At 41.0% G+C, this 20,465-nt stretch carries 22 protein-coding genes; 13 read left to right on the forward strand and 9 right to left on the reverse strand.

All coding sequences use genetic code 11. From position 1 onward, the window contains the following. The first annotated feature begins 114 nt into the window (after positions 1–114). On the forward strand, positions 115–1,908 hold the full coding sequence (locus AC559H_RS03675; RefSeq protein WP_026793765.1) for a pentapeptide repeat-containing protein: 1,794 nt from the start codon (positions 115–117) through the stop codon (positions 1,906–1,908). Positions 1,909–1,916: 8 nt separating this feature from the next. Next, the gene (locus tag AC559H_RS03680) at positions 1,917–2,051 is read left to right on the forward strand and encodes a hypothetical protein (RefSeq protein WP_269147396.1); all 135 of its coding nucleotides are present in this window, start codon (positions 1,917–1,919) and stop codon (positions 2,049–2,051) included. A gap of 66 nt (positions 2,052–2,117) precedes the next feature. Here the strand turns inward: AC559H_RS03680 and AC559H_RS03685 are convergent, their stop codons facing one another. Both AC559H_RS03685 and nqrM read right to left on the reverse strand, forming a co-directional pair. Further along, entirely contained in the window at positions 2,118–2,348 is a 231-nt protein-coding gene (locus AC559H_RS03685; RefSeq protein WP_026793766.1) for a type II toxin-antitoxin system HicB family antitoxin, read from the reverse strand. 32 nt (positions 2,349–2,380) lie between these two features. After that, entirely contained in the window at positions 2,381–2,482 is a 102-nt protein-coding gene (gene nqrM, locus AC559H_RS03690; RefSeq protein WP_158442060.1) for a (Na+)-NQR maturation NqrM, read from the reverse strand. A 104-nt stretch (positions 2,483–2,586) separates the two neighbouring features. Between nqrM and gltB the strand changes: the two genes are divergently transcribed. Continuing rightward, complete coding sequence (gene gltB, locus AC559H_RS03695; RefSeq protein WP_026793767.1) at positions 2,587–7,185, forward strand: glutamate synthase large subunit; 4,599 nt, start codon at positions 2,587–2,589, stop codon at positions 7,183–7,185. A 285-nt stretch (positions 7,186–7,470) separates the two neighbouring features. On the opposite strand, the gene AC559H_RS03700 is transcribed toward gltB, so the two are convergent. Next, positions 7,471–8,121 carry a Uma2 family endonuclease gene (locus AC559H_RS03700; protein ID WP_026793768.1) on the reverse strand — a complete coding sequence of 217 codons (651 nt, stop codon included), beginning with the start codon at positions 8,119–8,121 and terminating at the stop codon, positions 7,471–7,473. A gap of 91 nt (positions 8,122–8,212) precedes the next feature. Here AC559H_RS03700 and AC559H_RS03705 point away from each other — a divergent pair, with 91 nt between their 5' ends. Continuing rightward, positions 8,213–8,464, forward strand: a complete 252-nt coding sequence (locus AC559H_RS03705; RefSeq protein ID WP_026793769.1) for a hypothetical protein — start codon at positions 8,213–8,215, stop codon at positions 8,462–8,464. Next, positions 8,464–8,856: a type II toxin-antitoxin system VapC family toxin gene (locus AC559H_RS03710; RefSeq protein ID WP_026793770.1), complete on the forward strand. Its 393-nt coding sequence runs from the start codon at positions 8,464–8,466 to the stop codon at positions 8,854–8,856. Before AC559H_RS03705 ends, AC559H_RS03710 begins: the two co-directional genes overlap by 1 nt. 77 nt (positions 8,857–8,933) lie before the next feature. Here the strand turns inward: AC559H_RS03710 and AC559H_RS03715 are convergent, their stop codons facing one another. Together AC559H_RS03715 and AC559H_RS03720 are read right to left on the reverse strand one after the other, a co-directional pair. Further along, complete coding sequence (locus AC559H_RS03715) at positions 8,934–9,284, reverse strand: type II toxin-antitoxin system PemK/MazF family toxin (protein ID WP_026793771.1); 351 nt, start codon at positions 9,282–9,284, stop codon at positions 8,934–8,936. Next, positions 9,278–9,526: an AbrB/MazE/SpoVT family DNA-binding domain-containing protein gene (locus AC559H_RS03720; protein WP_036831080.1), complete on the reverse strand. Its 249-nt coding sequence runs from the start codon at positions 9,524–9,526 to the stop codon at positions 9,278–9,280. Before AC559H_RS03720 ends, AC559H_RS03715 begins: the two co-directional genes overlap by 7 nt. 100 nt (positions 9,527–9,626) lie before the next feature. On the opposite strand from AC559H_RS03720, the gene AC559H_RS03725 reads away from it, so the two are divergent. Beyond that, positions 9,627–9,803 (forward strand): hypothetical protein, encoded by a 177-nt coding sequence (locus tag AC559H_RS03725; RefSeq protein ID WP_158442061.1) that lies wholly within the window; start codon positions 9,627–9,629, stop codon positions 9,801–9,803. On the opposite strand, the gene AC559H_RS03730 is transcribed toward AC559H_RS03725, so the two are convergent. Both AC559H_RS03730 and AC559H_RS03735 read right to left on the reverse strand, forming a co-directional pair. After that, complete coding sequence (locus AC559H_RS03730) at positions 9,768–12,200, reverse strand: GUN4 domain-containing protein (protein ID WP_026793773.1); 2,433 nt, start codon at positions 12,198–12,200, stop codon at positions 9,768–9,770. The genes AC559H_RS03725 and AC559H_RS03730 overlap by 36 nt on opposite strands. A gap of 83 nt (positions 12,201–12,283) precedes the next feature. Beyond that, positions 12,284–13,024 (reverse strand): hypothetical protein, encoded by a 741-nt coding sequence (locus AC559H_RS03735; RefSeq protein ID WP_026798441.1) that lies wholly within the window; start codon positions 13,022–13,024, stop codon positions 12,284–12,286. Positions 13,025–13,262: 238 nt separating this feature from the next. Between AC559H_RS03735 and AC559H_RS03740 the strand changes: the two genes are divergently transcribed. The 5 genes from AC559H_RS03740 to AC559H_RS03760 all read left to right on the forward strand — a co-directional run bounded on the left by AC559H_RS03740 (position 13,263) and on the right by AC559H_RS03760 (position 15,043). Then, the gene (locus AC559H_RS03740; RefSeq protein ID WP_026793775.1) at positions 13,263–13,508 is read left to right on the forward strand and encodes a hypothetical protein; all 246 of its coding nucleotides are present in this window, start codon (positions 13,263–13,265) and stop codon (positions 13,506–13,508) included. Continuing rightward, positions 13,505–13,765: a type II toxin-antitoxin system RelE family toxin gene (locus AC559H_RS03745; protein ID WP_026787029.1), complete on the forward strand. Its 261-nt coding sequence runs from the start codon at positions 13,505–13,507 to the stop codon at positions 13,763–13,765. Before AC559H_RS03740 ends, AC559H_RS03745 begins: the two co-directional genes overlap by 4 nt. Before the next feature lie 202 nt (positions 13,766–13,967). After that, the gene (locus AC559H_RS03750; RefSeq protein ID WP_026793776.1) at positions 13,968–14,180 is read left to right on the forward strand and encodes a hypothetical protein; all 213 of its coding nucleotides are present in this window, start codon (positions 13,968–13,970) and stop codon (positions 14,178–14,180) included. Further along, positions 14,177–14,365, forward strand: a complete 189-nt coding sequence (locus AC559H_RS03755) for a type II toxin-antitoxin system HicA family toxin (RefSeq protein ID WP_026787027.1) — start codon at positions 14,177–14,179, stop codon at positions 14,363–14,365. The genes AC559H_RS03750 and AC559H_RS03755 overlap by 4 nt, the downstream gene beginning before the upstream one ends. Continuing rightward, positions 14,366–15,043: a peptidase M15 gene (locus tag AC559H_RS03760; protein ID WP_237745533.1), complete on the forward strand. Its 678-nt coding sequence runs from the start codon at positions 14,366–14,368 to the stop codon at positions 15,041–15,043. On the opposite strand, the gene AC559H_RS03765 is transcribed toward AC559H_RS03760, so the two are convergent. After that, positions 15,033–16,397 carry a cytochrome P450 gene (locus AC559H_RS03765; protein WP_026787025.1) on the reverse strand — a complete coding sequence of 455 codons (1,365 nt, stop codon included), beginning with the start codon at positions 16,395–16,397 and terminating at the stop codon, positions 15,033–15,035. The two genes, AC559H_RS03760 and AC559H_RS03765, sit on opposite strands and share 11 nt — an antisense overlap. Before the next feature lie 245 nt (positions 16,398–16,642). Between AC559H_RS03765 and AC559H_RS03770 the strand changes: the two genes are divergently transcribed. Together AC559H_RS03770 and AC559H_RS03775 are read left to right on the forward strand one after the other, a co-directional pair. Then, the gene (locus AC559H_RS03770; protein WP_237745532.1) at positions 16,643–18,835 is read left to right on the forward strand and encodes a phosphoketolase family protein; all 2,193 of its coding nucleotides are present in this window, start codon (positions 16,643–16,645) and stop codon (positions 18,833–18,835) included. Positions 18,836–19,324: 489 nt separating this feature from the next. After that, the gene (locus tag AC559H_RS03775; RefSeq protein ID WP_026787023.1) at positions 19,325–20,083 is read left to right on the forward strand and encodes an LmeA family phospholipid-binding protein; all 759 of its coding nucleotides are present in this window, start codon (positions 19,325–19,327) and stop codon (positions 20,081–20,083) included. A gap of 188 nt (positions 20,084–20,271) precedes the next feature. On the opposite strand, the gene psb35 is transcribed toward AC559H_RS03775, so the two are convergent. Continuing rightward, positions 20,272–20,445 carry a photosystem II assembly protein Psb35 gene (gene psb35 / locus AC559H_RS03780; protein ID WP_162832327.1) on the reverse strand — a complete coding sequence of 58 codons (174 nt, stop codon included), beginning with the start codon at positions 20,443–20,445 and terminating at the stop codon, positions 20,272–20,274. Positions 20,446–20,465 lie beyond the last annotated feature (20 nt).

Below are 20,465 nucleotides of genomic sequence, written 5' to 3' on the forward strand. Positions count from 1 at the left end.
AAGAAAAGGTGATCACTTTTATGTAAAGAAACCTGAAGATAAATAAAGAACGGTTAAAAAAGTGATCAAAGGTGATAGAATACAAACAAAATGAGAATGTGGTGGTAGTCAATCATGCCAGAGATCAACTGTGATGAAGTTGTAGACCTTGTAACTCCTCTACTTCTCCCCCATCGGTTGAATGATACTCAAGAACTGGTGTTGCGGGAGTCTTGGCAAGGAAAATCCTATCAACAAATTGCCCAAGCCTTTGAGTATGATACAGACTATATTAAAGTGGTGGGTTCTCGGTTGTGGCGATTGCTCTCTCAAATCTTAGGAAAACCTGTTACTAAAGCCAACTTACATTCTGTAATTAACTGCTACGCCCATCAATCACAACAGGGATCTACTCAGTCTGAGATTGTATCAAAACCATTAACGACTCATGATTGTTCTTCCTGTTTAAAGATCGTAATAGCTAAAAAATTAGCGTCAATAAAAATCATAAATCATCCCAAATGTTATGGTTTAAAGACAGCAATTGATGTTTCCTTTTTTTATGGTAGAAACACTGAACTATCAACGCTAAAACAATGGATTTTAGAAGAACATTGTCGCTTAATTGCAATTGTCGGGATGGCAGGAATGGGCAAAACGGCTTTATCCGTTAAACTGACCCATGAAATTAAGCAAGAGTTTGAATTTGTTTTCTATTATAATCTTAATACAGGCTTATCTTGTTCTGAATTACTAACAGAAATATTTGATCATTGTTTAATTAATCCTCCCCCTTTGAAATCTTCTGATAGAATTGAAATCAAAATTTTACGCTTGATTGAATATTTACAAAATCATCACTTTTTAATTATTTTTGATGGATTTGAGGCTGTTTTTCAAGAGCAAATGTTAACGGGACACTACCGAAATGGATATGAAGACTATCGGAAACTTCTGCAACAACTGGGAGAAATTAACCATCAAAGTTGTATTTTGCTTACCAGTCGAGAAACTCCTCAAAAAATTGCTGTTTTAGCCGGAAATCTTTTACCTGTGCGAGTCTTAAAGTTACAAGGTTTAGATTCTCAAGCAGGAGAGGAAATTTTAAAACTGAAACAGATTAAAGGAAGTTCTTTAGAGTATAAAAAACTGGTTAGAGATTATTCGGGTAATCCTCTTTTATTAAAACTGGTTGCTACATCAATTCAAGATTTATTTAACAATAGTATCGCAGAATTTATAAGCGAAAATCATCTAATTTTTAATGGGATAAAAGCAATATTGGATCAGCAATTCAACCATTTATCGGAATTAGAACAAAAGATCATGTACTGGTTGACGATTGAGGGTCAATCTGTTTCTGTTAAACAACTTGTAGAAAATGTATTTCCGCCTGTTTCTGAAGCCCTATTAATGGAAAATTTAGAATCTTTGCAAAGGCGATCGCTGATTGAAAAACAAAGTTTAGGATTTACTCAAACTCATTTAATTAGAGCTTATATAACAGAAAAAATTATTGAAGATTTTTATCAAGATTTAACTTTGGAATATGACAAAAAGACTCCTCGCTATTGTCCATTATTTTTGATATTGCAAAATTACCCAATTTTCAAGGTAACTGCGAGCAATTCTGTTAAAAATTATCAGATTTCGGATCTTGTTAAACCTTTAATTCAAAAACTTTTAGTCCAATATAAAAGTTCAGAAGATGTTGCTGAACAGTTGAATTTGATTTTAATCAAACTTCGAGAAATTAAAATCCCATGCGGTTATGCTGTTGGGAATATAATTAATTTATTGTGTTTTATTAACACGGATTTAACGGGAGCAGATTTTTCAGGATTACCTCTATGGGAAGCGGATCTGAGATCCCTAAATTTAGAACAGATGAACCTAAAACATTGTGATCTGAGTAAGTCAGTGTGTTGAGAGTTTTTATGCAGAAATTACGGGAAAATCATTCAAATACGCAGAAAGTTTCGGAAAATTATCTAACATTTTTAAGCAAGGTTTTAGAAGAACAGCGTACTGAGGAATTATCGGAGGAATGGAGTTTAGAAATTATTCAGTAAATGTCAAAAGACCTTTAAAATTGTCATCCTGAATGTAGCGAAGCGGAATGAAGGATCTCTGATGATTCAGTTAGAGTACAATGAGATTCTTCGCAAGCTCAGAATGACAATCAAAACAGCCTTTAAACTTTCAATATATAATTCAATCGCTTCTGTAATATTATCGATCGCTTCTTCAAAAGAATCTCCTTGAGAATGACAACCTTTTAGAATAGGGCAAAAAGCATGATAACCGACCTCGGGTTCTTTTTGCAGAATCACTGTATAATTGTAAACCTGTTTATTATTGTTATCCATAAGTTTTTAACTTGTTAGTAATCTACCTAATTTTACCTCGGCATCATTCTATTTAGTCCAAATGTATCCCAACAAACAGAACAATTTTTTGTTTTCCCCAACTCCCCAAATCCCCCACAACTCCCCTGAACCAAGGTAAGCTGACATAATAGGTTTTTCCCTCCCTTAATGGGCCTTCGTTGCCCTCGGAGACAGTAAAGCCCTAGGTATCTACATTCATAACTCTAAATTGACTGCCATGAATACTCACACATTCCCCGAAAAACAGGGTTTATACGATCCACAATTTGAACACGACGCCTGTGGGGTCGGGTTTATTGTGCAGATGAAAGGTAAACAGTCCCACGATATTGTGGAACAGGGGTTAACTATCCTGCTCAACCTCGACCATCGCGGCGCCTGTGGTGCGGAAACTAATACGGGTGACGGGGCGGGAATTTTGATCCAACTCCCCCACAAGTTCCTGAAAAAAGTGGCAGCGGCGGAGAATATTACCCTCCCCGCACCCGGTCAGTATGGCGTTGGGATGATGTACGCTTCCCCCGATACCAACGCCAGGGAAAGCGGTCGCCGGATATTTGAGAAAATTGCGGCGGATGAAGGTCAACAGGTCTTAGGTTGGCGGGACGTACCGACCGATCATTCTTCCCTGGGAAATACTGCTAAAATGAGTGAACCCTTCATGCAGCAGGTGTTTATTCAACGGGGTTCGGGCTTAGTTGATGATTTAGCTTTTGAACGGAAATTGTATGTGATCCGCAAACGCGCCCATACTGAGATCCGGGTGACACAAGTTGACACCTATCTGTATTCGTCGAGTCTCTCCTGTCGGACAATGGTATATAAAGGGATGCTGATGCCTGTACAGGTGGGTGACTATTACCCCGAACTCCATGATCCTGATATGGAAAGCGCCTTAGCGTTGGTTCACTCTCGCTTCAGTACCAATACTTTCCCAAGTTGGGAACGTTCCCACCCCTATCGTTATATTGCCCATAACGGCGAAATTAATACCCTGCGAGGCAATATTAACTGGATGACCGCCCGCCAGTCGATGTTGGAGTCGGAATTGTTTGGGGAGGATCTGAAAAAAATTCAACCCGTAATTAATATTAATGGTAGCGATTCTACTATTTTTGATAATGCCCTAGAATTGTTAGTCTTGGCTGGGCGATCGCTTCCCCATGCGGTGATGATGATGATCCCCGAACCTTGGACGGCCCACGAGTCCATGAGTGATGAGAAAAAGGCGTTTTATGAATACCATTCCTGTTTAATGGAACCTTGGGATGGCCCCGCTTCCATTGCCTTTACCGATGGCACAATGATGGGGGCTGTCCTAGACCGTAACGGTTTACGACCCTCCCGCTATTATGTGACTAAGGATGATCTGGTAATTATGGCGTCGGAGGCCGGAGTTCTCCCTATTGAACCAGAACGAGTCGCCTATAAAGGCCGTTTGCAACCCGGGCGGATGTTCCTGGTAGATATGGAACAGGGGCGGATCATTACGGATGAGGAAATTAAGACTAAAATCGCTACGGAACAGCCCTATCGGGACTGGATCAACCAGAATATGGTGGAATTGGCGAGTCTGAAAGAACCCGTAGAGACGAGCCATGGTGCGTCTCTACAGGAGAATTTAGTCCAACTGCAAACCGCCTTTGGTTATACCTTCGAGGATCTGCGCCTATTATTAACCCCAATGGCGCGGGATGGGGTAGAAGCCGTGGGTTCCATGGGAACTGATACCCCCTTGGCGGTGTTGTCCGATCGCCCCAAACTGCTTTATGATTATTTCCAACAACTTTTTGCTCAGGTAACAAACCCCCCCATTGACTCCATTCGGGAAGAAATTATCACTTCGGCCGAAACTACTATCGGGGCGGAACGCAACTTATTAAAACCCGAACCGGAAAGTTGCCACCTGATCGAACTCAAAAGCCCAATTCTGAGTAACGAAGAATTAGCTAAACTCAAATTTGTTAATGAAGACGGTTTTCAATCCGTTACCCTGCCAATTCTGTTTAACCCCAAAGATGGGGTAAAAGGCTTGGAAACGGTCATGGAGGGGATTTTTGCCAAGGCTAATCAAGCAATTGAAGCAGGGGTGAACCTCTTGGTTTTGAGCGATCGCGGTGTTGACTCCAACAATGCCCCCATCCCGGCTTTATTAGCCGTATCGGGTTTACATCACCATCTAATTCGTCAGGGGACACGCACCCGGGTGGGAATTATCTTAGAATCCGGTGAACCGCGAGAAGTCCATCATTATGCCCTTTTAGTCGGTTATGGCTGTGGTGCAATTAATCCCTATATGGCGTTTGAAAGTATCCACGATATGATCCAGCAAGGATTATTAGTCGGTGTGGACTATAAAACCGCCTGTAAAAACTACATCAAAGCCGCTACAAAAGGGGTAGTTAAAGTTGCTTCAAAAATCGGTATTTCCACTTTACAAAGTTATCGTGGAGCCCAAATTTTTGAAGCTATTGGTTTAAATCAATCGGTGATTGATCGATACTTTAGTTGGACAGCTACCCGCATTGAAGGTGCTGATTTAGAGATTATTGCCAAAGAAGCAATTATCCGCCATACCCACGCCTTCCCCAACCAACCCGGAGATAAAACCCATACCCTAGATGTGGGTGGGGAATATCAATGGCGTAAGGAAGGAGAAGCCCATTTATTAAGCCCGGAGGCGATTCATTCTTTACAGAAAGCGGTGCGTCTAGGGGATTATGAATTGTTCAAAAAATACGCCCAGTTGGTGAATGAACAAAATCAGAAATATTTCACCCTGCGCGGTTTATTGCAATTCAAAGATCGTCAACCGATTCCTTTAGAAGAAGTCGAACCCATTGAAGCAATTATGAAACGCTTTAAAACCGGGGCGATGAGTTATGGATCGATTTCTAAGGAAGCCCATGAAACCTTAGCGATCGCCATGAATCGGATTGGTGGTAAGTCTAACACAGGAGAAGGCGGCGAAGACCCAGAACGTTATACCTGGACAAACGAACAGGGGGACTCGAAAAATAGCGCCATTAAGCAAGTCGCCTCCGGTCGGTTTGGGGTGACGAGTTTGTACCTTTCCCAAGCTAAGGAAATTCAAATCAAAATGGCACAAGGCGCAAAACCCGGAGAAGGGGGACAACTCCCCGGACGTAAGGTTTATCCGCCTATTGCCAAAGTTCGCCATTCTACCCCCGGCGTGGGTTTGATTTCCCCTCCTCCTCACCACGATATTTATTCTATTGAGGACTTAGCCGAATTAATCCACGATTTGAAAAATGCGAATCGGGCAGCGCGGGTCAGCGTGAAATTAGTCTCGGAAGTCGGAGTGGGAACGATTGCTGCGGGGGTTGCTAAAGCCCATGCCGATGTGGTATTAATCTCCGGTTTTGATGGGGGTACGGGGGCGTCTCCCCAAACTTCGATTAAACACGCTGGACTGCCTTGGGAGTTGGGGTTAGCAGAAACCCATCAAACCCTGGTGTTGAATAATTTGCGATCGCGGATTGCGGTGGAAACCGATGGTCAAATGAAGACCGGACGGGATGTGGTAATTGCGGCGTTGTTAGGAGCAGAGGAATTCGGCTTTTCAACTGCCCCGTTAGTTACCTTGGGTTGTATTATGATGCGGGTGTGCCACCTGAATACCTGCCCTGTGGGTATTGCCACCCAAAACCCCCAACTGCGGGAAAGCTTTTCGGGTGATCCTGAGTATACCGTTAACTTCATGAAGTTCATCGCCCAGGAAGTCCGGGAAATCATGGCCCAGTTGGGTTTCCGCACCTTAACTGAAATGGTGGGACGGACGGATATTTTGGAAGGAAAGAAAGCCGTTGACCATTGGAAAGCCAAGGGTATTGACCTCTCGAAAATCCTCTATCAACCGGAAGTTGGGGACGATATCGGCCGTTATTGTCAAATTCCCCAAGATCACGGTTTAGATAAATCTATGGATATCACCGTGTTACTGGATCTGTGTAAACCCGCTATTGAGAAGGGTGAGAAGGTTACAGCTACCTTACCGATTAAAAATATTAACCGGGCGGTGGGAACGATTTTAGGTAATGAAATCACCAAAAACCATTGGCAAGGTTTACCCGAAGATACGGTGCATCTGCATTTCCAAGGCAGTGCGGGTCAAAGTTTTGGGGCTTTTGTGCCTCAAGGGGTGACGTTAGAATTGGAAGGGGATGCTAACGACTATGTAGGCAAGGGATTAAGCGGAGGCAAAATTATTATTTATCCTCCGGCGGTTTCCACTTTTATCCCTGAAGACAATATCATTATCGGCAATGTGGCATTATATGGCGCAACCCTGGGAGAAGTCTATATCCGAGGGTTAGCGGGTGAACGTTTTGGGGTGCGTAACTCCGGCGTGAATGCTGTTGTGGAAGGCGTGGGAGATCACGGTTGTGAATATATGACCGGAGGTAAGGTCGTTGTCCTGGGTGCAACTGGACGTAACTTTGCGGCGGGGATGAGTGGCGGTATTGCCTATATCTTCGATGAAAGTGGCGATTTTGCTACCCGTTGCAATACGTCTATGGCGGATTTAGAAAAGTTGGAAGACCCGGAAGAAATTAATCAGGTTTACCAATTAATTGCTAAACACGCGGAGTATACCAAGAGTCAGAAAGCGCTGAAAATTTTGGCAAATTGGACGGAAATGATTCCGACATTTGTTAAAGTGATTCCACGGGATTATAAGCGGGTTTTAGAAGCTTTAAAAGAAGCTGAAAAATCCGGTTTAACTGGGGATGAAGCGTTAACGGCGGCGTTTGAAGCTAATTCCCGTGATGTGGCGCGGGTTGGCGGAAGTTAAATGTTAGAAACCCGGTTTCGTCAGAAACCGGGTTTCTCCACAAATCTCTCGGTTGGGAAACAAAGGTTATTGCAGAAACTCGGTTTCTAGGAGCACTATTGAGGCGAATGAAATGACCTCGTTCGGGGATATAATTTACAATATAGTCGGGTATTGGCAAAGCTAAGGAATTACCCAAGTTGCTGATGTTTATTTTTGCTGTCATACATTGGCGATTTTAATGCTCAGGTCTATCTATTATAACAACTAGATATAGTCGCGTGGGGAATTCAGAAACCCTGTTTCTTATTGTTGGATTTCATCGGTTAGCTCGTTTACTTCTTCTGCGTTAACCTCAAAATTAATTCGTTGGTAAATATCTCTTATCGGTATTTGAAATTCTACGGATTCTAGGGTTAATACAGAGTCTTCTGAATCATATTCTGTTAATTCCCATTTGCTCTTAGAGTTTTTAGCAAATTGCTCAATATGATAGCTATATTGGTCAATCAAAATGTATTCTCTAAAGGTAGGGATTGAGCGATAAAAGAAGAATTTATTACCGCGATCGTAGTTTTTAGTTGAATTGGATAAAACTTCAATAATTACCAGAGGATTTGTTACAACTGTTTGGTTATTTTCTTGATAGATTGGTTCTTCTTGAATTACCATGATATCGGGATAGACATAACGGCGAGTTTGGGGTATCCACAGACGCACATCATTGATAAATATCTCATAATTTTGCTCCTTTATAGTCAAAGGAAATTTGCGGCAAAAATTCAGTGCGAGTTTGTTGTGGTTGGTTGTTCCGCCTGTCATTGTTACTATCTCCCCATCATGGTATTCACTTTTGTCGATCGCAGTTTCTTCTAATGCTAGATATTCCTCTGGGGTGTAATAGCGTTTTTCGGTTTTGGGTTGCTTTTCGATAGCTGATTTTTCTTGGGTTTGCATGATCATTTCCTTCTGCTCTCAAGTGATTTTATGATAACATGAAATAAGTTAGATTAAATAGGAATAAACATACTCGATCACCAACCAGATTATGACTATCATTGAACAAATCTACGCGATCGTTAAAAGCCTTCCCCAAGAGCAAGCCCGCGAAATTCTCACTTTTGCGGAATTTATTCGCGCCCAGCACCTAAATGCCAACCCATCGATCGCAATATTAGATACTTCGACTCCTTGGGCGGAACTGGTTTATTCCCTAGCTGGAACGTGGGAAAAAGACTTTCCTACTCTGGAAGATATTCGTGCCGAGTCGGGGGAAGACATCTTGCGGGAGAGTTTCTAGTGTACATTTTGGATACAAATACATTAATTTACTACTTTAAAGGACAAGGAAGAATTGCCCAAAACCTTGCTAATGTATCTTCTCAAGAAATTGGTATTTCCGCGATCGTCCTGTTTGAATTGCAAGTGGGTATTGCTAAATCTACCTCCCCTGCAAAACGTACCCAACAACTTCAGCAACTTTTGAACCGAATTAACATTGTTCCTTTTGATCGCAATTCTGCTGTTGCTGCTGCGACAATTCGCGCTCAATTGGAGCAACAAGGTACTCCCATCGGCCCGATCGATGTTTTGATTGCAGGGACAGCCGCTTCACTTCAAGCAACTCTTGTTACCCACAATGTTAAGGAGTTTTCGAGAGTTTTAGGACTTGCGATCGCGGACTGGTATTGAATATGAGAGACTCAGAAACCAGGTTTCTCAAGCCATATATCGGTTGAAACAGAAAAATTATCGCAGAAACCCGGTTTCTAGGAGGTCATATTTTTGAATAAGATAGGTTCAATTCGCTTCAATACTTCCCTAACTAAATCTTCTGGACATTCACCAATCAAACTTGCTTGCCTTGAGCGATAATCTAAGGAACGCAGTTGATCTGCCATAATTACACCTGTCACCAATTCACCTTCTGGAATGGGAACATAAAACGGATTTTTGCGTTGTGTGGTACTAATTGGACAGACAAACACAAACCCCATTTTTTGGTTAAATTTAGTTTGACTCACAACCAGTGCAGGTCGAGTTCCCATTTGTTCGTGCCCTGCTTGAGGATCGAAATTGAGGCGAATGAAATGACCTCGTTCGGGGATATATTTTACCAAAATTCTTCTCCTTCTGGTTTTCCCCAATAGATTTCTTCGCTGGGTTCTATTTCGCCTGCTAATAATTCATCTAGGGTATATTTGGAAACTTTCTGATTTACAGGTTCTATGACCATTTTTCCATTTTCTATACTGCAAATTACCGAATCATCTGCTTTCAGGTTGAAAAATTTTACAATATAGTCCGGTATTGGCAAAGCTAAGGAATTACCCAAGTTGCTGATGTGTATTTTGGCTGTCATACATTTGCGATTTTAATGCTCAGGTTTTTCTATTCTAACAACTAGATATAGTTGCGCGTGGGGTTTAGAAACCGGGTTTCTTACCCAAATCTCGGTAAGGATGCCAAAATTATCGCAGAAACCCGGTTTCTTGGCTGAGGCTGAGGGTGCGATCGCGTGGGGAAAAGAAACCCGGGTTTCTTACCTACATCTCGGTGAAGATACCCAAATCATCATAGAAACCCGGTTTCTCGATACCTATCTACAAATCGGGACGCGAGAGAAGAGCCATCAGTAATGGAGATTTGTCATTCGTAAACAATAGAATATTGTGACTGGAGTAGCGTTCTTCACATAACGTGGGGAGATGGCCAACGGGAGCGTTGTATTTATATTGGATGTCCCACGAGATCATACCCCAGTTATTCCCCTGTTTGTATCCTAGTTCATACCAGTCCACTCGATCGCGGAAAATTCCGAATATTTTCTCATCATATTCCCTTGTTCCGCCCAGACTTTGATAGATTCGTTTTTGTACCGAAAAACCAAACCGACCATCACTGTATTTTACCCAAAGCTGATCAATAATGCGGAGGTCTTCACTGGGGAAATTTTCGATATCTTCGACGCTCACATATTGGTCTATTACTTTCGCCTCTTTATCTTCGACGATACGATATTCGTCTATTATTCTCGCCTTAGCGTTTTCATAAAAGCATGAGTACATATATACATTCATATTGTATTTTGTACACATTAAGTTGCACCACATACTATAATTTGTGTATTCTTTTCCCATTACTTTTAACATCATTCTAGCTGTTTCCTGATCAGCTTTTTGCCAATTTGCAGCAGCGAGAAAACCTTCTAATTGCTGATATTTTGATTGGCGTAGGCGTTCCGCTTCTTCTTCCAGTTGTCGCTGACGTTTCGCTTCTTCTTCTTGGCGTAGGCGTTCCGCTTCCAGTTGTCGCTGATATTCTGCGTTTTGTTCACCCTGTATCGCGTTCCGAATTGTCTCCTGATGGTAACTTTCTCCAATCGCGGCTAAACACCCATTTAGCTTTTCCGTATATTCTACATCTGCCATGATCAAAGCTGATATGAATGCTTCTAATAATAAATCCAACAAACCCCCTTTCTGTTCTGCAAAAGAATCAACCAAGTTTCTGAGTTTCAACCAAGATAGCAACGAATACTCAATCTGTTTTCTTGCCCAAGATTTATCCGGTAAATAACTCAAACTCAGCGCCAAATCCAAAAATAAATAGGGAATCAGATGAGGGCGATCGACTCCCGTCAACTGATAGAGATTTTGATAGCTAGAAACAATCTCACCCACCAGCATTTCCTTTAAACTATCACTCGGCACCTTTTCCAATAATCCGGGTAACAATTCCGGCAATTTCGGACGCACATCACCATGAGAAAAATGATAGCGATCTGCCATCAAACCCACTAAAATACAATGGCAAATCCCTAAAAATTGCGCCAGTTCTCGAATATACTTATCTTCCCGCACATTGTATTTATAATCATGCTGACCACTTCTACCAAACTCCTGATCTTCCTCCTCTTCCTCTAAGATTAAAAGATTCAGTTCATCATCTCCACCACGCCGCTTTATATCCTCTAAACTTCTGCCTTTTTCTAATAACTTCATCCGGTGTTCTCGCCACTCCTGGGCATATTTGCGGGCGATAGGATACAAAACATCTTTCCAAGGAATCGTCAACACCTTTTCATAATGAGGCACTTTTTCTAGCATATCCCAACCCGCTAAATAAATCCGCAGCAAATCCCCATCCACCTTAGACTCTAAAACCACAGTAGGAATTGAGTTAAGAACATGATGCAAAATATCCACCGCACTCTTACCATGAGAAGATTTACTTTCCCAATCAGCACCTTGATATCTAACAGGTCTTTCCTGACTGGTGAGGGGGTAATATTTGCCAAATTCCTGCACTTTATCCGTCAAAGAAACCTCAATCTTACTAAAACCCTGAGCCGCATTGGGGAACTTTTCAAACTCTAATGCTGGGGGTGAAATAATCACCAAAAGCGGAATATTTCGATAACTTTCCTGATAGCCTTTATAAGCCTCTAAAATCACTCTGGCTGGAGTTTTCAGGGGGAAAGTATCTCGAATTTGTTTATCATCGGCGAGTTCTATACCCATCAGCAATTGAAGGCGAGATAATATCAATTGAGTTTCCCGACGATATTCTTCTAATCTTTGTTCATGTTGTAAGCGTCGAGTTAACTGTTCCCGTTCAAAATCTTGTCGTTTTTGCAGTCGTGCATTTTCGCAATATTGTCGATATGCCTCCATTTCCTTGCTATGTTTTTGACGCACTCCTTCCAAAGCCGCTTGAAATTCTTGCTGCTTTCCTTGTAGTGCAAATTGAGAAGCGGTTCTAAATATTTCTACATCAGTTTGAAAATCTTGCTGCCTTCCTTGTAGTGCAAATTGAGAAGCGGTTCTCAAGATTTCCACATCTTTTTGAAATTCTTGCCGACTCGCTTCTAAATCAGTTTGAAATTCTTGCCGACTGGCTTCTAATACAAATTGAGAAGCAGTTCTAAAGACTTCTACATCAGTTTGAAATTCTTGCCGACTCGCTTCTATTTGAAATGGCGTAAAAACACCTTGAATTGTTGTGATCATTCCTTGTGCTAAATCCCAAACCATAATCATTTCTCCTGATGTGAAATTGTGTTTGCAGAATTTCAGAAACCGGGTTTCTGTTTCTTTCAGAAACCCGGTTTCTAAGATTAACTACGACTACAAGTATTAAAAACTAAAGTCGCTGCTGCCCAACGAGCATTTCCTCCTGTAGCAAATAGCTGATCATCAGTCGTATAAGCTTTGCCAGAAGGGGTGACATAACCAATTTTATGTGCATCAGCATCATACACATTCATATCTGCACCTAAACGCCCGATATAATGACCGTCGCGATAAAATTTGTGTCCATCTACAGTCCCCGCTTGACCCATAGCATAACCATTCCAAAAAACTTCATCGCCAACAAAGTTAACTGAATTGCTATCATCTTTAGTAATCGCCCCTGAATGTGTAGATGAACTATTGGCCGAAAATTCAACAACATTTTCCGAGTAATTATCGGATGAAAAACTATCCTGAGAATGGTTATGATCAGTCGGCGATATAGTTGAATTAGAGACTAAACCTTGGGCATAATTTTCTGAATAAAGATCCGTTTTGAACTCAGCCAAACTCTCTCGATATGCAGCATCCAAAGCACCCGCCGGAGTCATCAATGAATGGTGGGAACGATCGACCCCATCTAAAGCACCAACATGGTTTAAATCATGGGGATGGTGAACCTCACCCAAATTCGAGTTAAGGTGAGATAAATCAAGAGGATCTGAGGGGTGATGGTTGCTGTGGTGCGAGTCTGAACTATGGGAATCTGAACTTAAAGATTGTATAAAGTCATCCAGGGGAGAATGACTACCACTCTGGGATGCGTCGTCAAAGGGGTTATTCATGGGCTGGTGTCAAAAGAGAAAATTATAATTTTTATTATAACAAGGTTATCTGTTTTCCGCCCGTCTTTGCCGCGATCGCGTGGGGGCTCAGAAACCGGGTTTATCAACTCATCTCTCGGTTGAATAACAAAGCTTATGGCAGAAAATAGCGATCGCTCTCTACCTAACTCAGAACCGGATCGGTTATACTGGGATTATGTTTTAATCTGTACCCTAGAAATAGGTAGGATAAAAAATTATGACAACAATAATTCAAGTTGATATTTCCTTCAATTCATTAATTACAGCAATTAAATCTTTGGATTTATCCCAAAAACATCAGCTTTTAGAAATTTTAGAAGATCAAATTTTTGAAGCAGAAGAAGAACTAGAAGAAGATTCACACACTCTTGCTGAAATTGAGGAAGCACGTCAAGCTTATCAAAGAGGAGACTATCAAACTATTCAAGACTATATTGCAACTCAGCTTGACAAAAAAACATGAGTTATACGGTTATCATTCCTAAACCTGTTCAGAAACAGTTAGATAATTTACCCGAAGATATCCGTCAACGAATTACTGCAAAAATTTTGTCTCTTACAATAGAACCTCGTCCAGTAGGGGTTAAGAAACTAAAAGGGTTTGATAATGAATATCGTGTAAGAGTAGGTGACTATCGAGTTCGTTATGAGGTTAATGATAAAATACTAACTGTGTTAGTTCTTCACTGTAAACATCGGAGGAATATTTATCGAGAGTAGAGTTTATTTTTTATGTAATTAATATAAAAATTTAGGAAAGAATTTGATGAACAAACTAAAAACTGTTAAAAATTTAGAAGAATTTGGACGAGTACAACTTTCTAAAAATAGCGATCGCTCTTGACCAAACTCAAAACCGAATCGGTTATACTGGAATTATGTTTTAATTTGTACCCTAAGATCAATGTAAAATAGGCTAAATATGAGCAATACCTATACCGCAATTATTAAACAAGAGGGTAATTGGTGGATTGGCTGGATTGAAGAAATTCCAGGCGTGAATTGCCAAGAATCTTCCCGCGATCAATTATTGGAAAGCCTTAAAATTACGTTGGAAGAAGCATTAGAATTTAATCGCCAAGATGCTATTAATGCTGCTAATGGTAATTACCAAGAAGAAAAAATAGCGGTATGAAGCGTAAAGAATTTATCCGCTATCTTCATTCTCAGGGTTGTGAGTTAATTCGAGAAGGAAGTCGTCACTCTTGGTGGTATAATCCTGTTTTAAATAAAAGAACAGCCGTTCCCAGACATACTGAAATTAGTGATATTCTAGCTCATAAAATCTGTAAAGATTTGGGTATAAAATCCTTCAAATAAATGATGGATGAAATGAATAATGCGATGAAAAAACCAGAAACTGTTAAAGCTTTAGAAGAACTCGGACGGGTACAACTTTCTAAAAGTTTTTTTATGCGGGAATTTCTATACTCAGAAATTTCTCAAATTGAAGGTATTCCTAATATACCTGATGATCCAGAATTAGCGATCGCAGCCGGAAAAAAACTCTGTGAAAATATACTAGAACCCTTGCAAGATGCCCTCGGAAGAATTAGTATTCGTTCGGCTTATCGGTCTTGTGAAGTGAATGCTAAAGGTGCAGAAAATAAAAATCAATATAATTGTGCCTCCAATGAAAGCAATTATGCCGCCCATATTTGGGATAGACGAGATAAAAATGGTTATATGGGAGCAACGGCTTGTATTATTGTCACTTCTTTTATTCCCTATTATGAACGGACTAAAGACTGGACAGCATTAGCTTGGTGGATACATGATCAGATTAAAGGTTATGCTGAGATGCAATTTTTTCCGAAATATGCAGCATTTAATATTAGATGGCATGAAGATCCAAATTATCCAAAATCCATCTATAGTTATGTTGAAAATCCCCATACTAAAAAAACCAGAGGATATTTAACCCATAAAAATATGGATGATTTCACGGGTTCCCATGCAGAATTTTATCAAGATTTTATTCGGGATCTTAAAAAATAATATGAAGTGGAAGTTTCTTTAGTAGTTGCATTTTAATCCCGCCTTTGGGGGCTAAAGTTACCCCTCGACGTACCGCTTTTACCGGTTGTTTTTCCAACAAATTTAACTCATAATTCAACAAAATTGTAGCCAATACTAACTTCATTTCATATTGAGCTAAAGCCATTCCTATACATAAACGACTTCCTCCTCCGAAGGGAAGAAATTCATAGGGGGAAAACTTACGTTCTAAAAAGCGTTCCGGTTTAAATTGATCCGCTTGCGGATATAAGTCTTCCCGTCGATGGGTTAAATAAATACAGCCGACTACTGGAGTTTTTGGCGGTAATTGATAACCCATTAAATCGACAGATTCTTTATTGGTTCGAGCAAATGTTAACATTGCCACGGGATAAATTCGCAAGGTTTCCTGACAAACTGCTGTTAAATAGGGTAAGCGAAAAATATCCATTCCCTCAGCATTTTCAGGTAAACTTTTTAACTCTTGAATTAATTTTTTATGGACTTCTGGCTGGCTATGAATCCAATATAAAGCCCAGGACATTGCCGTAGCAGTGGTTTCATGTCCGGCAAATAATAAGGTTAATAATTCGTCTCGTAATTCTTGATCTGTCATCGGGTTGCCTTCTTCATCCCTGGCAGCCATCATTAAATGCAGCATATCCTTACGAGATTCATCGAGGTTTTCACGACGTTCTCGAATTTCTGTATATAATAATTCATCAATTTCTTGACGTTGTTTTAAGAAATATCCCCAAGGACTCCAAGAGCCTAAATTTTGTTGTAAAATAGGAAAGAATAAAAAACTAGAACTGAAAGGAGATTTAAAAACGTCTAATATTCCTGATAACAAACGTTTTAACTGACTATATCGTTCTCCCGCATAGACCCCAAAAACCACTTTTAAAATAACATCTAAAGAAATTGCTTGCAGGGTTTCTCGGGCAGTAAAAGACTGTCCTTCGGAGCATTGACCGATGACTTTTTGGGTAATATCCGTGATTAATTCCCCATAATCTCGCATTCTTTCCCCATGAAAAGAGGGCATTAATAATTTCCGTTCTCGTTTATGGCGATCGCCCTCTAACATAAAGATAGAATTATCTCCGGTTAAAGGCTGTAAAATTTTATTAAAAGCACCTGGAGCTTCAAAGATATCATCGGTTAAAATTTTCTGAATGGCTTGGGGATGACTCACGAAAACCCAAGGAGTTTTTGCCCCCAGAATATAATTACTAAAAATATCCCCATATTTTTGGGTATGGGTATCCATATAATTAAGCGGATCAGAAATCCAATATACTTTTTCTTGAAAAGCTGGACGTGGGGATGCGGGAGGAAGTTGTGTATTCATAATCAAAGTTTCAGAGTGATCAAATTAGGTTATAGTTTCTTCTATATTAACTATATACAAAAAATTTGCAACCGGGTTTAAATACTCCCCGGACACCCCAATAGTAAACTAATTTTCTCTCTATTCATTGACATCAATGATTTTAATTTATTTATCGGTTTCAAAAATAAAATCATTTTTAGGGACAAGCAATTGTAAAATAAATCTTAACTCAAAAAATTAGAATGACCGAGAAGGGATTAAATATGACAACAACAATACCAGAATTTTGTCAAGGAATTCAGTATTTTAAAGACAGTTTCCCCGAATTCGACCGCTATGGGAATACCCCAATTATTGCTGAAAATACTGTATCAATTTCCGATGCCCATGATACTAAGGCTGCCTATCAAACCTTACTCTATGCCGATGCCCTGCGTTATTTGACCTTACAAGTCACCGCCAGTAAAGCCTCTGGACACCCTGGAGGATTTGCCTCTAGTGTGGAAGCTTATGCGGCCTTGGTGATGCTGGGTCATAAAAATATTATGACAGAAGTGGGACACCATGCCCCAGGATTTTATAGTGCGGTCTTCTTGGATCGCTCCCTGGAGGATATGGGAATTGTCACCGTCCAACAATTGCGCGATCGCTTTCGCGAAAAACATGGACTACTTGGCCACCTTTCTGGCTTTATTCCTGGCCTGCTCAACCCCGCCGGGCCATTGGGACAGGGACAACATTTTGCCATGGCCGCCGCCCTGTTACACCGGAACGTCCTGTTTCCGTTCACTCTCGGAGATGGGGGCATGGGCGAACCCTACCCCATGAGTAGCATGATGCACTTCCACACCGCCTATCCTGAAGTGACTAATTTCTTGCCTGTGTTGGTTTGGAATGGTTACAGTCAAGAGCATCATAGCATGGTTTCTACGAAAACTAATGCAGAAATGATTGCTTACTGGAAAGGAAATGGATTTTCAGAAGTGATTTTAGTCGATGCGAAAGATTTTGATGATCAAAATCAAGCGGGTAATTATGTTGATAGTACCGCCTTTTCTATTAATAAACGGATTGAATTTACCCAAGCAATTTTAGTGGCAATGGATAAAGCTGCAAAATCGGCTTTAGGGGGTAAATTAACCGTGTTTATTATTAAACAATTGAAAGGAGCGGGAGTTCACGCCCTGGGTGCAAAATCCCATAATCTTTATCCAGGGGATACCTTAGATAGTCCCCATATTATTAACGCTTTAAAAGAACGGGCCTTACCTGTGGCGGCTTGGGAATTAGTGCGGACAAATTTAGAGCGTTCTAGTGGTGGCCCAGCAGCCAAAACCGTTGTCACAGAGTTTGATTACCATTTAGCGGATCTGGGTGAATTACCCCTAGAAGAATATGCTGTTGGCGGTGATCCCAAGGTTTCAACAACGGCAATGGGGGCGTTAGTTGTTCATGTTGGGCAAAAAGATCCCCATTTTATTGTTACCAATGCTGATGGAAATGCGGCTTCGGGAATTAACAATATTAACCAGGGATTAAAGATTATTCACCCAACAACGGATAATATTTATTTTCAACAACCCCAAGGGCAAGTTTATGAACCCTTAAGCGAAGATGCTTGTGCCGGGTTAGCGGTGGGATTATCCCTATTAGGAGCCCGAACATTATGGTGTTCTTATGAGTCTTTTGCGATTAACGGTGTGCCAGTTTTGCAAACCGTAGCTCAAGCTATGGCTGAGTTACGACGTCCTACCCCCTCAACGGTGTGTTTATTCACCGCCGGAGCCTTAGAACAGGGTCGCAATGGTTGGACACACCAACGGCCTGAAATTGAGGCTTATTTCGCGGCTATGATGCGAAGTGGCAACGTTTTTCCGGTGTTTTCTCCCGATGCCAATAGCATTCAAGTGTGCTATAATTGGGCTTTAAATACCAAAAATAAGAGCATTATTATCACCGCCAGTAAGTCCCCCTTACCCATCCGCACCACCTTTGAGCAAACTGATCAAGGGTTAAAAGATGGGGCGGTGGTCTTACAGGAAGTTCCAGGGGATAAAACCGTGGTGTTTGCGGTAATTGGCGATATGACCTTAATTCCGGTGTTTGAAGCGGCGGCATTTTTAGAAACTGAAGGTATTGGGGTGCGAATTGTTTCTATTATTAACCCTCGGCGTTTATATCGTTCTCACGATGTTTTATCCGAGACTTGTTCCGAACCCGATAACAATTTTGCCAGTGATGAAACCTTTAATCAACTGTTTGCTGGAGATGCGTTAATTGGAGTAACAGGTGGTTCCAGTTTGATGTTAGAACCGATTATGTTACGCAGCAATTCTAAGCGGGATACTTTCGCTTGGAAACGGGGGGAAACCACCGCCAGCGCAGGGGAGTTAATGGCATTTAATGGTATTACTTCTGAGGCGTTGACGAAACGAGCTATTGAGTTAATTCATTAATATTTTCCGAGCTCAATAAACCTATATTATCCTCATTCCCTGGTTCTGCTAGGGAATTTTTTATTGAAGGATAAACTGTTAAGGATTTTAACCTCATAAGTAGGTAATCATATTTCGTTGTTGCAAGGATCTCCCCGATTTCAGAAAGATTGCCACTCTGTTGAAGTTATAGCACTACGCATTACAGTTAAGACACTTATAGCAGGGAACAGGCTGCGTCGTGAGCCGTGAGCCAGTCGAACGGTCGAACGAGAACAGGGAACGCCGGATCTGGGAGGAAAAGATTTCACCGTCTAGCTTTGCTGCATCACTCTTTGTCCTAATAGGTCTGGCGACTGCTATACTTATAAGTCCAGCAAACGAATTCACTCTTCCCTGTTCTGATCCCACCGCACCCCCGCTCCTCCTTATTCTGTTGATAAGCATTACTAATTGTTATAAAACTTTATAAAAAGTTATAATAGGGAAGTCAGCTAACGAGCAATAGGAATGGTACAGGCTTTGTTTGGAAGCACTTCTTTTCAGAATCAAAGTGGCGATCGCCTTGTCAGTAAGGTGGTTGGGGCTGCGATCGCAGCTTTATTCAAACGTTCTGAAAAAATTGAAGCCAACGTTCGGGCGGAACCTGTAGCCAAGCTTTTGCAGGGAAGCGTCGATGGTTTCGATTTTATCGGTAACGGGATGCTGATGTACAATGGCCTCCGCATTGCTGTCATGGAACTCTATGTGCAGGCGGTGTCCATTGATTTCAGCGCGATTTTTACAGGTCAAGTCAAGTTACGACAACCCACTCAAGCCAGTTTGCGGGTGGTATTAACCGAGGAAGACTTGACAGACTCTTTTAACACACCCTTTGTGGTCGAAAAACTCCAACGCCTGCAATATCAGGGAGAATCCTTAACCTTTACAAAAACCCTGATGACAGTTACTCCCGAGAAAAATCTTAGAATTCAATCGGGAATTTTACTCGGAAATGCAGAAGAACCCGTCCAAGTTGATTTCACCACTCAAGTCGAGGTGGAAGATCGTCGGAAAATCCAATTTATTGACGTTCAATATAGCGGAAACCAGGAGGAAATTAACCTCAGTCAAGCCCTAGTCAACCATGTTAATGATTTATTAGATCTGGACAAATTTGCCTTAGATGGAACCCAATTAAAAGTAGATAGATTGCGAATTCAAAACAATTCCCTCATCTTTTATGGGTCAGCCCAAATCAACCAATTTCCCAAGGGTAAGAAAAACTAAATCCTTGTTAATTTGCCCTTAAATTTGATTGCTGGAGGAGAATTGTTCAAGACCATTGCTTTTAGTTGAAAGTCGGGAAAAGCGAGTATTCTTCCCGACTTTCCTCTTAAAAGCAGATCAATAAGTTCCGAGGATATTGAAAAGCTCTATGTATTTTTTTGTCTTTATGGTTAAATTAATCTTAACCCTTATTTATTCTCATCTTCTTGATTCACTTCAGGAACATAATCCGGTCTTTGTTTATCTTCCCAACCTGGGGGACGCTTGGAGTTATACCAAGCAATTGATCCAATACCCACCGCCGCTACAAATCCGACAATCAGCACTGCAATCGGAATCCATAGAGTATTACTACTTGCCATAATGTTGATTTTTCCTTAAT

It is taken from the genome of Planktothrix prolifica NIVA-CYA 540, assembly GCF_963864145.1.
Lineage (GTDB): Bacteria > Cyanobacteriota > Cyanobacteriia > Cyanobacteriales > Microcoleaceae > Planktothrix > Planktothrix agardhii.

What these genes read in the sequence shown, in the direction of transcription:
- AC559H_RS03675 (WP_026793765.1), top strand. Translation starts at nt 115, where the DNA reads ATGCCAGAGATCAACTGTGATGAAGTTGTAGACCTTGTAACTCCTCTA.
- AC559H_RS03680 (WP_269147396.1), top strand. Translation starts at nt 1,917, where the DNA reads ATGCAGAAATTACGGGAAAATCATTCAAATACGCAGAAAGTTTCGGAA.
- AC559H_RS03685 (WP_026793766.1), bottom strand. Translation starts at nt 2,348, where the DNA reads ATGGATAACAATAATAAACAGGTTTACAATTATACAGTGATTCTGCAA.
- gltB (WP_026793767.1), top strand. Translation starts at nt 2,587, where the DNA reads ATGAATACTCACACATTCCCCGAAAAACAGGGTTTATACGATCCACAA.
- AC559H_RS03700 (WP_026793768.1), bottom strand. Translation starts at nt 8,121, where the DNA reads ATGCAAACCCAAGAAAAATCAGCTATCGAAAAGCAACCCAAAACCGAA.
- AC559H_RS03705 (WP_026793769.1), top strand. Translation starts at nt 8,213, where the DNA reads ATGACTATCATTGAACAAATCTACGCGATCGTTAAAAGCCTTCCCCAA.
- AC559H_RS03720 (WP_036831080.1), bottom strand. Translation starts at nt 9,526, where the DNA reads ATGACAGCCAAAATACACATCAGCAACTTGGGTAATTCCTTAGCTTTG.
- AC559H_RS03725 (WP_158442061.1), top strand. Translation starts at nt 9,627, where the DNA reads ATGCCAAAATTATCGCAGAAACCCGGTTTCTTGGCTGAGGCTGAGGGT.
- AC559H_RS03730 (WP_026793773.1), bottom strand. Translation starts at nt 12,200, where the DNA reads ATGGTTTGGGATTTAGCACAAGGAATGATCACAACAATTCAAGGTGTT.
- AC559H_RS03735 (WP_026798441.1), bottom strand. Translation starts at nt 13,024, where the DNA reads ATGAATAACCCCTTTGACGACGCATCCCAGAGTGGTAGTCATTCTCCC.
- AC559H_RS03740 (WP_026793775.1), top strand. Translation starts at nt 13,263, where the DNA reads ATGACAACAATAATTCAAGTTGATATTTCCTTCAATTCATTAATTACA.
- AC559H_RS03745 (WP_026787029.1), top strand. Translation starts at nt 13,505, where the DNA reads ATGAGTTATACGGTTATCATTCCTAAACCTGTTCAGAAACAGTTAGAT.
- AC559H_RS03750 (WP_026793776.1), top strand. Translation starts at nt 13,968, where the DNA reads ATGAGCAATACCTATACCGCAATTATTAAACAAGAGGGTAATTGGTGG.
- AC559H_RS03755 (WP_026787027.1), top strand. Translation starts at nt 14,177, where the DNA reads ATGAAGCGTAAAGAATTTATCCGCTATCTTCATTCTCAGGGTTGTGAG.
- AC559H_RS03760 (WP_237745533.1), top strand. Translation starts at nt 14,366, where the DNA reads ATGATGGATGAAATGAATAATGCGATGAAAAAACCAGAAACTGTTAAA.
- AC559H_RS03765 (WP_026787025.1), bottom strand. Translation starts at nt 16,397, where the DNA reads ATGAATACACAACTTCCTCCCGCATCCCCACGTCCAGCTTTTCAAGAA.
- AC559H_RS03770 (WP_237745532.1), top strand. Translation starts at nt 16,643, where the DNA reads ATGACAACAACAATACCAGAATTTTGTCAAGGAATTCAGTATTTTAAA.
- AC559H_RS03775 (WP_026787023.1), top strand. Translation starts at nt 19,325, where the DNA reads ATGGTACAGGCTTTGTTTGGAAGCACTTCTTTTCAGAATCAAAGTGGC.
- psb35 (WP_162832327.1), bottom strand. Translation starts at nt 20,445, where the DNA reads ATGGCAAGTAGTAATACTCTATGGATTCCGATTGCAGTGCTGATTGTC.